General features: G+C 47.7%; 14 protein-coding genes. 8 read left to right on the forward strand and 6 right to left on the reverse strand.

The annotated features are described in order from the left end of the window. Position 1: 1 nt before the first annotated feature. The 4 genes from KDN34_RS10295 (at position 2) to KDN34_RS10310 (ending at position 1680) form a co-directional block, all read left to right on the forward strand. Positions 2–214: a YgaP family membrane protein gene (locus tag KDN34_RS10295; protein ID WP_212593703.1), complete on the forward strand. Its 213-nt coding sequence runs from the start codon at positions 2–4 to the stop codon at positions 212–214. Positions 215–229: 15 nt separating this feature from the next. Further along, positions 230–601 carry a rhodanese-like domain-containing protein gene (locus KDN34_RS10300; RefSeq protein WP_212593704.1) on the forward strand — a complete coding sequence of 124 codons (372 nt, stop codon included), beginning with the start codon at positions 230–232 and terminating at the stop codon, positions 599–601. A gap of 98 nt (positions 602–699) precedes the next feature. Further along, positions 700–1026, forward strand: a complete 327-nt coding sequence (locus KDN34_RS10305; protein WP_212593705.1) for a VF530 family protein — start codon at positions 700–702, stop codon at positions 1024–1026. A gap of 159 nt (positions 1027–1185) precedes the next feature. Then, positions 1186–1680, forward strand: a complete 495-nt coding sequence (locus KDN34_RS10310; protein ID WP_212593706.1) for a FlxA-like family protein — start codon at positions 1186–1188, stop codon at positions 1678–1680. 337 nt (positions 1681–2017) lie between these two features. Here KDN34_RS10310 and KDN34_RS10315 read toward each other — a convergent pair whose 3' ends face one another. After that, the gene (locus tag KDN34_RS10315; protein WP_212593707.1) at positions 2018–2632 is read right to left on the reverse strand and encodes a tyrosine-protein phosphatase; all 615 of its coding nucleotides are present in this window, start codon (positions 2630–2632) and stop codon (positions 2018–2020) included. A 402-nt stretch (positions 2633–3034) separates the two neighbouring features. Between KDN34_RS10315 and KDN34_RS10320 the strand changes: the two genes are divergently transcribed. Next, complete coding sequence (locus KDN34_RS10320; protein WP_212593708.1) at positions 3035–4066, forward strand: purine-nucleoside phosphorylase; 1032 nt, start codon at positions 3035–3037, stop codon at positions 4064–4066. A 57-nt stretch (positions 4067–4123) separates the two neighbouring features. Here the strand turns inward: KDN34_RS10320 and ribA are convergent, their stop codons facing one another. The 4 genes from ribA to rssA form a co-directional block, all read right to left on the reverse strand. After that, positions 4124–4738 (reverse strand): GTP cyclohydrolase II, encoded by a 615-nt coding sequence (gene ribA, locus KDN34_RS10325; RefSeq protein ID WP_212593709.1) that lies wholly within the window; start codon positions 4736–4738, stop codon positions 4124–4126. A gap of 283 nt (positions 4739–5021) precedes the next feature. Continuing rightward, the gene (nrdG, locus tag KDN34_RS10330) at positions 5022–5495 is read right to left on the reverse strand and encodes an anaerobic ribonucleoside-triphosphate reductase-activating protein (protein ID WP_212593710.1); all 474 of its coding nucleotides are present in this window, start codon (positions 5493–5495) and stop codon (positions 5022–5024) included. A 44-nt stretch (positions 5496–5539) separates the two neighbouring features. Beyond that, positions 5540–7657 carry an anaerobic ribonucleoside-triphosphate reductase gene (gene nrdD / locus KDN34_RS10335; protein WP_212593711.1) on the reverse strand — a complete coding sequence of 706 codons (2118 nt, stop codon included), beginning with the start codon at positions 7655–7657 and terminating at the stop codon, positions 5540–5542. Between the two features lie 294 nt (positions 7658–7951). Continuing rightward, positions 7952–8908: a patatin-like phospholipase RssA gene (gene rssA / locus KDN34_RS10340; RefSeq protein WP_212593712.1), complete on the reverse strand. Its 957-nt coding sequence runs from the start codon at positions 8906–8908 to the stop codon at positions 7952–7954. A gap of 187 nt (positions 8909–9095) precedes the next feature. On the opposite strand from rssA, the gene KDN34_RS10345 reads away from it, so the two are divergent. The 3 genes from KDN34_RS10345 to KDN34_RS10355 are packed head-to-tail and all read left to right on the forward strand — an operon-like array spanning position 9096 to position 11433. Then, complete coding sequence (locus tag KDN34_RS10345; protein WP_212593713.1) at positions 9096–10442, forward strand: DEAD/DEAH box helicase; 1347 nt, start codon at positions 9096–9098, stop codon at positions 10440–10442. Between the two features lie 35 nt (positions 10443–10477). Then, positions 10478–10915 carry a DUF3010 family protein gene (locus KDN34_RS10350; RefSeq protein ID WP_212593714.1) on the forward strand — a complete coding sequence of 146 codons (438 nt, stop codon included), beginning with the start codon at positions 10478–10480 and terminating at the stop codon, positions 10913–10915. After that, positions 10912–11433, forward strand: coding sequence for a M48 metallopeptidase family protein (locus tag KDN34_RS10355; protein WP_407695801.1), 522 nt, complete (start codon positions 10912–10914; stop codon positions 11431–11433). Before KDN34_RS10350 ends, KDN34_RS10355 begins: the two co-directional genes overlap by 4 nt. Positions 11434–11592: 159 nt before the next feature. Here the strand turns inward: KDN34_RS10355 and KDN34_RS10360 are convergent, their stop codons facing one another. After that, positions 11593–12876: a peptidoglycan DD-metalloendopeptidase family protein gene (locus KDN34_RS10360; protein WP_212596614.1), complete on the reverse strand. Its 1284-nt coding sequence runs from the start codon at positions 12874–12876 to the stop codon at positions 11593–11595. Between the last annotated feature and the right edge of the window lie 72 nt (positions 12877–12948).

Raw genomic sequence — 12948 nt, forward strand, 5'->3', positions numbered from 1 at the left:
TATGTCTGTAGAACGTGCCACGATGGCGTTTGCTGGGTTTATGGTGATGTTGTCACTATTGTTGACTGCCACCGTACACCATAATTTTTTCTGGTTGACCCTGTTCGTCGGTGCCAACCTGTTCCAGAGCGCTTTCACTCGCTTTTGCCCAGCTAGTATGCTGTTTCATAAGCTGGGATTGAAAACTGAGGCAGAAATTGCTCAGGGCAAATAATCGGAACCAGTTGTTATGTTGAAAATTAGTTTATTGGTCGTCATTGCTGTGGTGTTGTTTGTCAGTATGCGGGCTTTTGGCCGCAGTAGTGAGCAAGATCCAGCGACAGCGTTCGCAAAAATTGCTCAGGGCGCCACGGTCATTGATGTACGCACAGCGGAAGAGTTTGCTGCCGGACATCTGCCAGAGGCACACAACATTCCCTATGAGCAGATTATTGCTGGGGTAGAAAAGCTTAATATTGGCAAAGACCAGCCGGTCGTTGTGTATTGTCGTAGTGGTCATCGAGCAGGTATTGCCAAAACGGCGTTGGAAAAATCAGGGTATACCCAGATCTACAACGCTGGTGGTTTGCAAAAATTACAGGCATTTAAACAAAAAAATTAGGTTGGCTGGTCGCATTAGCTAACAGCGTTAAACCTCATACTGCAGAGGAACTCGTGCTAAACTAGCAACGTCTTCTTTCATCAGTATGAGGTTTTCTTTTGAGCACTTCCGCAGATAACAACGCTTCTAGCCATAAAGATCCATTGCATGGCATCACGCTGGAAAACTTACTCAAAGCGTTGGTGTCGCAGTATGGCTTTGATGGGCTCGCCGCGCAGATCAACATTCGCTGTTTCAGTCATGACCCCAGTATTAAGTCCAGTTTGAAATTTTTGCGTAAAACCCCGTGGGCGCGCGCTAAAGTAGAACGGCTTTATCTGACCATGCAAGGGTTACCGATCCCCGAGCATCTGAAGCACCCCGAGGCCAGCGCTGACAAAACCCCCACAACAAAACAGGTCAATCGCGATATTTGGGGCAAATAGTCTCACTGAATCTTTTAAGGCAGCCAAAATCGTGATCTATCTGACACTCCATGGTAAAGAAAAGTCAGCTTTGCAGAGTCCCTATCAAGTTTGTGATTAAGTGGCCGTTGTCCAGGTAACCAGCACCTATTGTATTGATGACCCTAAGGGGACAATTAGATGAATATTAGCGGACTTAATCAACTCAGCAGCCAAAGCAGTAGCACCACGTCTTTTAGTGTCACTATCACCACCGAAGATGATTCGACAACGACCACACTTGCCACTGAAAGCAGCGATAGCAGTGATACGCAGGACACTGTCACCATTTCAGCAGATGCGCTGAAAGCACTATCTGCTGACAGTGGTGCAACGCTGCACAGCAATGCCTCGCAGGCGTCAGAAGCTAAAGGCACCGCAAAAGCCAGCAGCAGTGATAGTAGCCAAGATAGCACTGACCCTGTGGCCAAAATTGACCAGCAGATTGAAAAGCTGCAACAGCAACTCGAAGAACTACAGCAGCAACTTCAGGCACTGAAGGGTGATAATTCTGATGAAGCAGATGCGAAACGTCAGCAGTTACAAGGACAAATAGCTACCGTCAGCGGCCAAATTGCCTCGCTGAACAATCAGAAATCTACACTCCAAAACCAGGATAGTACCAGTGCGTCCTGACAAGCATCATCTGCGGCAACTATATTTGTTGCTGCAGATATCCCCACAATGGCTTAAACCTATCGGATTCGGATTAACCACATAATTCTGACCGATAAGCAGCTCGTCCCCTACGCCACTGGACGCTCTTAATATTTTCAGTTGAGGCCGGTTATGTTTGAATCCTAATATCACTTACCAACTGGGAGTGTGCATTCTTGAAAAGGCTTGCTACATCAAATTCAGATTACTGCTCGACAGATCAATAGACTCAAGCAAGCGGTAATAAGCAGATAAACGGCCTAGAAACTCGCCCGCCTTGCATGAAAGTTTAGTCGCTATTGCTATACGCTAAGACTCAGTCATAAATGCCTAACATCGGTTCGAGGTGTTCAAAACTTTCATCCATCGCATAGGCGCGAGAGATATAAGGTACTGAAACATGGCCATAACGGAACGACAGCTGAGCCTCAGCGATTTCTTCACTATTTTTCGCAATCGCAGCCTCATATAAAGCGGCGACAAGCCCACTTCTATCCGCGCCCGCCCGACAATGAATTAATATTGGCTTTTCTGCATGTCTGAGCAGATAAATAATCGCTTGCGCATCCGTATCCGATAAATCGCGGCCATCTGACATGCCGAAATTGATATGTTTAATGTTTAATTTTTGGGACTCGGCAATTTCATTGTCATACCATAATTTCCCCTTGTGCTCACCACGAAGGTTGATAATGGTTTTAATGCCATAAATCTTTTGATAGTTCGCGATATCTTTTAGCGTTGGTTGAGCGGAACGATAGAGTTCCCCAGAGATGACCGTATGAAAATTTCCGGTTATTCGCAAAAAACCGGCATAAAGTCCTAATGAAGCCAGTGCGATAATTAACCAAAATGTCGATCTTAGTATCAGCATACGGACTAGCGACATCTTGCGCGCATTTAACTTGGCGGTTTTACCGGAATTAAGCATATGTGCTCCACATCTAAACCTGCTAAGCAGAATAACGCGTGTTTATGACAGTATTGATTTCAATAAAACATGCCGTTATCAGCCAACTGCTAATGCAAAGTACCGAGCAAACCTTAAGATCTTCTGAGCATTTCAATAAAAAGCATGAAAACAGGTCCTAATGAGATGCTTTGGATTACTCCCCCAATCCTAAAGATAAAGGTTTGAAAAAAATCATCGCAATAAACTCAATATGCTGCCGAAATTACATGTTAAGCTGTTGATTCGATTATTAAGTCCTTTTGATGCTGTCTGGTTACGCATTTCCAACAGGACTCAACATTGGTTTAGTTTTCGTTTCCACCTAAATAAAACAATAAGTTATATACATTCATCTCTGGCACTACACGACATAGAGGCGTTATGATAGGCACGTTTTTTAAGTATCTTTCAGCGACGGTTGCAATCAGCACAACCGGTTTCGCGCAACCCGTTTTGGCAGCATTACCGGCAACAACCGTAACCCCAAAAGTGCTCATTGTGACCATGTTTGGCAGTGAAGCAAAACCTTGGGAACAGCACGCTAAGTTTACCCATACCTACCCATTACCGGGCCTCAGTGCCGATTACCCCGATTTAAAATGTAATGATCAAGCTGTATGTATGCTGACAACCGCGATGGGGTATGCCAATGCCGCCACAACGCTGACATCGGTGGCTTTTAGCAGCCAACTCGACCTACGCCAAACCTATATCATCATCGCCGGTATTGGTGGTGTCGATCCGCGAAAAGGCACGTTGGGCTCGGCGCACTGGGCTCAATATGTGATTGACGGCGGACTGGTACATCGAATTGATGCGCGGCAGATGCCCAAAGAATGGACCACGGGAATGTTTGCCTTAGGCACCATTCACCCCGGAGAAAAGCCGAAGTGGCATGCAGGCAGTGAAGTGTTCGAACTTAATGGCGCTTTAGTCAATAAAGCCTATATGCTGAGTAAAAATGTTGAACTGCTGGATACCCCGGAAGCTCAGGCCGATCGAAAAATGTTTCCTGTGGGTTCTGTTGCTACCAAAGCTCCGTTTGTGTCGGTGTGCGACACGGTTTCCACCGATACCTTTTGGGTGGGTTCCGCCATTGCCAACGCCATGGACCAATACGCAAAGCTGCTGACAGATGGCGCCGCTGATGTGTGTACCTCACAAATGGAAGACAATGCCAGTTTGACAGCTTTGAAACGTGGTGCAGATGCAGGGAAGCTCGACTTCAACCGAGTACTGGTACTCCGTACAGCTTCCGATTACGACCAGGAAGCACCTGGACAAACTCCGGTGCAAGCGCTGGCGGCTAACGGTAGTGGGTATAAGCCTGCGGTTGTAAATGCTTACCGCGTTGCCGATGCGGTAACCCAAGATATCATTGCGCACTGGGCGCAATGGCAAGACGGGATTTAATTCGCTATTAACGATAAAGGCCGGATAATCCGGCCTTTATTCACAACCCTCGGAAAGTTAATCCTGATGTTCCTCAAAATAGGAATCCGGAATTAAATGCCCTAATTCGTGAGATTTGGTTTTCAGGTAAAACTCGTTGTAGCGGTTTTTACCTACTTGCAGCGGCACCCGTTCCACGACTTCGACGCCAATATCCTTCATGGCTTTCATCTTGCGCGGATTGTTGGTCATCAGCCGTACTTTGTGGACGCCGATCTTTTCCAGCATGGGGGCAATCATATCGTATTTGCGCATATCGGCCGGGAAGCCTAACTGCTCATTTGCTTCAACGGTATTGGCTCCTTGATCCTGTAATGCATAAGCACGGATTTTATTGAGCAACCCAATTCCCCGCCCTTCCTGACGCAAATAGAGAATAAAACCGCGACCTTCTGCGGCAATGTTCTGCATCGCAGTTTGCAATTGAAAACCACAATCACAACGCAAACTGAAAAGTGCATCACCGGTGAGACATTCAGAATGAATACGTCCTAGCATTGGCTCTTGCGCATTCAACTCACCATAGGTCAATGCCACATGTTCCTTGCCAGTTTCAGTGTCTTCGAAACCGTGCATTGCAAAAATACCCCAAGGCGTTGGTAGCTTGGCAGTGGCAATATATTTAATTGACATCGATTAACCTTAACTACTGCTCTCATTCCATGAGACGGTTAATGTCTCTCAGCATAGAGACTTACATATACATTGATTCAGGCGGGCCATTTTAGGCTGTTTCACGTTAAATCGGAATACCTGTAGCAAAGGCTTGTTCTACTTTAGAAAAGCACTGCCGCACAGTTAGTAACCTGAAAACCGTTGACTGTGAAGTATAACAATTTCCGGCTATGACGGCAGTGGTTTGTGAATGCAAAAAATGACGGCTATTTTTCGATATAACCCATCAAATTGCAGAGTGTCATTGATGCTCGTGCAGATGATGCACAATCTGGTTACTGGAACCACGATAAATCAATGATGGATCGGCCAGCGTTTGCTCAAATTTGCCATCAATCAACACATCGATATAGGGCAAAACAGAACGTTGCGCTGCGTTCAGCTCACTTAATTTATAACCGGTCCACAGCCAGACATCCTTGCCATCACATTCCTGTCTTACGCGCTTGAGGAGTTGCAATACTGCCGGGACATTAGCTGGAAACAGTGGGTCACCACCAGAGAGTGACAGACCGCGACGGTGTATGCGGCTATCGTTTAAATCCTTAATAATCTGGTCTTCCATCTTTTTATCAAACAGATGACCAGAACGAGGATCCCAGGTGGACTGGTTATAACAGCCTCGGCACTGGTGCTCACAGCCGGAAACAAACAGGGTGCAGCGAGTACCGGGACCATTGACTACATCGACCTGATAATAACGATGATAATTCATGATATTGTCCTCTGGTGCGCCCGCTCGGGCGCACCTGGTTGTACTCAAAGATGTTTTACACGACGTTTTACTTCTTCCTGCTTGCCTTGGTTAAAGGGTCTGGCATCAGGACTCCCAAGGTATCCACAGACACGACGGATAACAGACACCCGAGCCGGATCATGGTTGCCACATTTCGGGCACACAAACCCTTTACTGGTACAACTGAATTCTCCGGTATAGCCGCAGTCGTAACATTCATCAATAGGCGTGTTAGTACCGTAATATGGCACGCGGGTATAGCTATAATCCCAAACGTTTTCAAGCGCTTCTACGTTACGTTGCATATTGGGATATTCGCCGTAACAGATGAAACCGCCATTTGACACTTCAGGATATGGCTGTTCAAAGTCGATCTTGTCATACGGATTAACTGACTTTTCAACATCCAAGTGGAAGCTGTTGGTGTAATACCCTTTATCGGTAACACCAGGCACCATGCCAAACTCTTTGACATCCAGTTTGGCAAAGCGGTTACACAGGTTCTCACTCGGGGTAGCATACAGACTAAAACCGTAGCCAGTTTCTTCTTTCCAGCGCACAGTGGCAGCCTTCAGATAGGCGACAATTTCAACGGCTTTCTGACGCAGAACTTCACTGTCATACACGTGGGTTCCGGTGCCATACAATGCGTTGATCGCTTCATGAACACCAATATAGCCCAGTGAAATAGAGGCGCGACCGTTCTTGAAAATATCGGCGATACAGTCATCCGCTTTCAGGCGAACCCCGCAAGCACCTTCCATATACAGAATAGGCGCTACCCGCGCTTTCACATTTTTCAGACGTTCAATACGGGTATCCAGTCCCTTACGGGCAATGGCCAGCCGTTCATCAAGTATCCGATAAAATGCGCTTTCATCACCTTTAGCTTCCAATGCAATCCGCGGCAGGTTAAGACTAACAACCCCCAGATTATTCCGACCTTCGTGCTGCAACTCGCCATCTTGTTCATAAGCCCCGAGGAAACTACGGCAACCCATAGGGGTTTTGAAGGAACCGGTCACCCGCACAACTTCATCATAATTGAGGATATCGGGGTACATGCGCATAGTGGAACATTTCAGCGCCAATTGCTTGATGTCGTAATTGCAATCACCCGGCCTGTGGTTAACGCCATCACGAATCGCAAAAACCAGTTTCGGGAACACCGCAGTCTTATGGTTTTTACCCAGACCTTCCATACGGATTTTCAGAATGGACTCTTGGATCAGGCGTGACTGCCAGGATTTGCCCAAGCCGAAGCCAAGCGTCACAAATGGAGTTTGCCCATTAGCCGTATGCAGGGTATTAACTTCATATTCCAATGACTGGAATGCGTCATGACACTCTTTTTCAGTGCGTTCTTCCGCATACGCGGCAGCATTATTAATGCCCCACTTCTGCGCTACTTCCATATGCTTTTCGTAGCTTTTTGTCACGAATGGCGCCAGTACTTCATCAATACGGTTGATAGTAGTACCACCGTAAATATGGCTGGCAACCTGAGCAATAATCTGTGCAGTAACTGCGGTCGCAGTCGAAATTGATTTTGGTGTTTCAATTTCGGCATTACCCATTTTGAAGCCATGATTCAGCATGCCACCTAAGTCAATTAGCATGCAGTTAAACATCGGGAAGAATGGCGCATAGTCCAAATCGTGGTAATGGATTTCACCGCGTTCATGCGCGTCAACGACGTCTTTTGGCAGAATATGATGCTTGGCATAATGTTTAGCCACAATCCCCGCCAACAGGTCACGTTGGGTCGGGATCACTTTGGCATCTTTGTTAGCGTTTTCGTTGAGCAGTGAGGTATTGGTCTGCTCAACCAAGCCACGAATTTCTAGGCTCAGTTTACTGCCGGTTTCACGGCAGATATCGCGGTCGTGGCGATATTCAATGTAGGCTCTGGCGACAGACTTGTATGGACCATCCATCAACAAGTTCTCCACCCGATCCTGTAATTCCTGGATTTCAACCTCAGCTTTATCTTTAACAGCAGCTGACACTACCGCAGCCAGCGTGGCTGCATAGTCATCATCGTTAATACCACAGTGCGTCGAGGCTGCAAGCACCGCATCCCGGATTCTATTTTCATCGAATTGAGTACGACACCCGTCCCTCTTAATCACTACTGGCATAATCTTCACTCCCTTATGATTGTAATAACCATATATAGTGCTCATTTTTTAGCTAACCACTATATGTGGTAAGATTAGGCTACAAAAACACTAAAGGGATATTGATCTGGATCATGTAAAAGGACAGCTTTTACCACTTGGCAAAATTTGTTGTTGGCGTCCGCTGATTGTGACTAATTACTACTTGACCGGAGAGTCAGTCAACGATAGTGACGCAAAAAAAGCGAAAAATATGTGATAAAAAACACAGCAACCGGTCACGGTGACCGGCTGCGGACGTCATTGGCTAAAACCTCAACACTCGCCGAGTACCGCATCAATGAGATGCGCTGACTGTCTGACAGCGGCTTCTCCAGCAGCAATGGCTTCTTTGGCATGGTGAAATTCCATCGTCCCGATATCGGCAACATTAGGGACAACAAAAATATCTGGGGGATCACCCACTAAGCGCGCCCGCTTATGGCGCTGTTCCAATATATCCATAGACTGCGACATTACCGCCAGCATACCGGGTTCGGTTTTGTTGCCACGAGAAAATTTATGGGAAAGCCCAGCGACGTAGTCCTTACCCTTGGCCCACAGATCCATAAAACCAGAATCACCATGAGCTTCTGAGTTGGCCGTTTCCGTTACAATCTGCTGCTGTGCTTTCATGCTTTGGACATTGACCGGCAATACCTGCAGTTTTTCGCGATGATATCCGTGTAAATCAACACCAATCACCACCTGACACCCCATCGCGCGCGAGACAGACACCGGAATGGGGTTTACCACCGCACCATCCACCAGCCAGCGTTTTCCCTGCCGCACGGGTGACATAATGCCCGGCATCGAGCAAGATGCTCGAACCGCTTGGCGTAAATCACCACTGCGAAACCATACTTCCTGGCCGGAATACAGATCAGTGGCCACTGCGATAAAAGGCTTTTTCAAATCTTCTATCAGTAAATCACCAATGCGGTTTTGGATCGCATCAAAGACTTTATCGCCGCTGATCAGCCCGCCGCGACGCCAGCTGATATCCATCAACCCAAGCACATCCCAACTGGAAAAACTGCAAACCCATTCTTCCAGCTCCTCCAAACGATCGTTAGCATAAGCTGCGCCGACTAAAGCCCCCACAGAACAGCCGGCAATTTTTTGTGGATGGATCCCCATCGCTGCCAGCCCTTTAAGTACGCCGATATGCGCCCAGCCCTTTGCTGCTCCGCTGCCTAATGCAATCCCTATTACCGGTGAAGCGTCTACCATGTGCCAATAACTCCCGTATGGTGATGCAGTTAACGAACTATTCATGCATTCTATCGGGGCGATAAATTCAGATTCAAGAATCTCCGCCACAACTAATGAGAAAAATCTAGCTAAGCTAAGATCAAAACTGCCTAACACGGTAAAACCCGCTATAATATGCCCCCGCAGAATTTTATGGAGACAACCTTTGCAATTTACCGATTTTTCATTGGATAAGCGCCTGCTGCAATCTCTGAAGCATTTGGGGATTGAACAGCCGACTGAAATCCAGGCTGATGCAATTCCTGTTGCGTTGGCCGGACGAGATCTGATGGCGTCATCCAAAACCGGCTCAGGTAAAACGTTGGCGTTTTTACTGCCGGCATTGCAAAGACTGATGTCTACTAGAGCGCTCAGTAAACAGGATCCACGCGTGTTGATCCTGTTACCCACCCGAGAATTAGCCAACCAGGTGTATAGTCAGTTGCGGCTGCTGGTGGCCAATACTCAGTACAAAGCAGTGAGTATTCTCGGGGGCGAGAACTTCAATGATCAAGCTAAAGCGCTGGCACGTAATCCCCATATTATCGTGGCAACGCCGGGGCGTATTGCTGATCACCTGCAGCAACGTCATCTGTATCTTAACGGATTGGAACTCCTGATCCTTGATGAAGCAGACCGGATGCTGGATTTGGGGTTTGCCCCGCAACTCAGGGCCATTCATCAGGCAGCGGATCACCGGCGACGTCAGACACTGATGTTTTCTGCCACCTTGGATCATCACGATATTCACGAACTGGCGCTAGAACTGCTCAATAATCCTGAACATGTCGCAATTGGCTCCAGCCATGAAACGCATCAGGACATTCAGCAACGTATCTATTTGTGTGACCATCTTGATCATAAAGAAGCGCTGCTGCTGGCACTGCTTAAAGCCGGGTCACACAAGCAAATAATGATTTTTACTGCAACGCGTGAAGACACCGAGCGCTTGGCAACCAAACTGGTACACCAAGGTTATTCAGCCACTGCGCTCAGCGGTGAATTGAAACAAAGTACGCGTAATCAGATCATGGATCAGTTCAGCCGCGGTCAGCAGCAAATTCTGGTAACGACCGATGTGGCCTCTCGCGGACTAGACTTACTTAACGTATCGTTAGTGATCAACTTCGATATGCCGAAGTTCGCGGAAGAATATGTCCATCGAATTGGCCGCACCGGCCGCGCGGGAGCAAAAGGCGATGCCATCTCCTTAGTGGGACCAAAGGATTGGGAAGCGTACATGCGTGTGGAAGCGTTTCTGTCGCAACCACTAGCGACGGCGACAGTTGAAGGGCTTGAACCGGTATTTAAAGGGCTGGCACCGAAAAAGCCTCAAACTAAACGTCGAGTAGCGACCGAGCCTGAAGTATGGAAAAAGGCGGCCGCCAACAAATCACGTAAACCGCAGTCTCGGGATAAACGCTTCCTGACGGCGGTAGATGCAGGGGATACACCAATGCGTCGTAAACCTGCACCGGCAAAAACGCCGAACAACAACGAATCTGAAGAGTAATACGGCTGTCGCCGTTCTTGAATGCAAGGATATTTATGCGAGTCTGTGGTGTTGAACTAAAAGGCAGCGAAGCTGTTATCTGTTTGGTGAGCTACAAAGGGGATAGCTATAACGTCCCGGAATGTCGTCGGCACTCTTTTACATTAGAGGATGCCGCGAGTCAGGAAGCTATTCGTGAATTCCATTTTGCCTTCCATAAATTGTTGGAAGACTATCAGGTGGATGAAGTAGTGCTCATTGCCCGGGAATACAAAGGTAAATTTGCCGGGAGTGCCAGCAGCTTTAAGCTGGAAAGCGCCATTCAACTCAGCGACAAACCCGTTGCGATGCTGACACCACAAGCGATACGCGAGCAAAACAAGCGGAATCCACCATTGGTAGAATTTGCCGCTTTGGAGCTGCGTAAATTCCAGCAATCCGCATTTGAAGCAGCTTATGCCTACCTGACCCAGAAACGTTTCGCCAAAGACTGATGGCAACAGACTACCTGGCACATTACAGCGAGGAGGTGCGCGCCAAGGTGACGGCGCTGCACCAACAAGGGCTGTTACCGCAGTTTCTGTTAAAACGCCACCCGGAAGTCCATCAAATCCGCTCTGACCGCGCCCTTTATGACTTCACCGTGGCGCTGAAAAATAGTTATCTGAAAAAATCAGCACCACTGGCAAAAGTGTGTTTTGACGACAAAATAACGTTGAGTCATCAGGCCTTGGGGTTACACACATATGCCGCACGGCGTCAGGGTAACAAGGTCAAAACTAAGAATGAAATTCGTATTTCCTCTCGCCTCAAACGGGCACCAGAAGCGTTTTTACGGATGCTAGTGGTGCATGAACTGGCACATCTAAAAGAAAAAGATCACAACAAATCCTTCTATCAATTGTGTTGTCATATGGAGCCAGAGTATCACCAGTTGGAGTTTGAGCTGCGTGTGTATCTGATGCTGGCCGACGAAGGTATCGACCCTTATCAGGGCGAATTATCGAGTTAACACCATCCGCTGTTGTAAATGCGAGGCAATCATTTCACTTGTGGAGGCTCGCACCTCGCGTCATTGGCTGACAAATTAGCCGCTTGTACCGTTATTGCATCAACGACAAAAACAATAAAGGCCACCGTTTGGTAGCCTTCGCTTTAAATCGTTAACCAGTTAACCCAGATTCATCATATGTTTTCGGGATGCCACCAACTGTTCAAACGCTTGCTTGTCCTTACCCGCCAAATGACCTGCCATGGGGATCTGCGCCGTCATCGGATTCACCGGACGACCGTTAATGTGAAATTCATAATGCAGATGCGGCCCGGTAATACGGCCGGTTGCCCCAGATAAGGCAATCACCTGACCACGGCTTACACGCTGACCTTTATGCACAAGGGCTTTGGAGAGATGCAGATAACGTGTGGTGTATTTGCTATCGTGTTCAATCACAATGTACTTACCGGCATAGGGATGGTTGGTCACCAGCGTGACGACACCATCACCGGTGGCAACCACTTTAGTGCCTACAGGTGTAGAGAAATCGACGCCGTTATGCGGCGCGATACGTCCGGTGACCGGATGAAGTCGGTGCGGGTTAAACGCGGAGCTGATGCGATATTGCTTCAGCAATGGTAAACGCTGAAAGGCACGTACCAGACTCTGGCCATTTTCATCGTAAAAGTTACCATCACTGTCCTGAAACGCCGTCACTCGGCTGCGGCCCAAATTGATGCTAATCCCCAGAAGATGACTGACACCGGTCGATTCGCCGGCCACATATTGATCATTTAGCAGCACAGAGAAGTTATCACCGGCCCGCAAATCGCGGGCGAAATTAAGTTTATCTTTCAACAACATTTCAATGCGTTGAATTTCAGCAGCACTCAAACCCACTTTTTCAGCAGAACGGTAAAAAGATCCCTGAATATCACCGCTGACAATACGATCCTGCCAATCTCCGGGAATATTGATCTCGTTTACTTCATAGCCACCTTCCGGGTAGCGCGTAAACACCACCTGGCGAGCCGCGTTGAAGTACAACTCTAACTTTGTGAGATTTCCCTGCTCATCCTGCCAGAAACTGATGCGGTTACCCGGCATCAGCGTATCTAACGCCAACACGTCAAGATCGGCCTCCAGTACTTTGTACATGGTCTGCTGATCGACGCCTGCCTCAGAAAACAGCGCACTGAGCGTATCGCCAGAGGTAATGGTGTGAACATAGGAAGGTTTAGCAATATGGGGGGCAGTGATGGGAGCCGGGTTAGTCAAAATGGACTCAACATCCAGCGGAACCGCGACACGTTGTGGACTAAATTCCTGACTGGCTGGCCATAACATCGCGATACCGATAGCCAGACCGCCAGTTAACAACAGCTTTTTATGTAAAGAAGGAAGCGCCTGCAAACGCATCATCGGGTTAAAATTCAACCATGATATTTTCTCAGTCTGCAACACTTCTCTCCCATGCCACTGCCAATAAAAGCCCCTTAAATTGAAGGGGAACGCCAAAGTTATATCAAAAAA

Source organism: Shewanella yunxiaonensis, from assembly GCF_018223345.1.
Taxonomy (GTDB): Bacteria; Pseudomonadota; Gammaproteobacteria; order Enterobacterales; family Shewanellaceae; genus Shewanella; species Shewanella yunxiaonensis.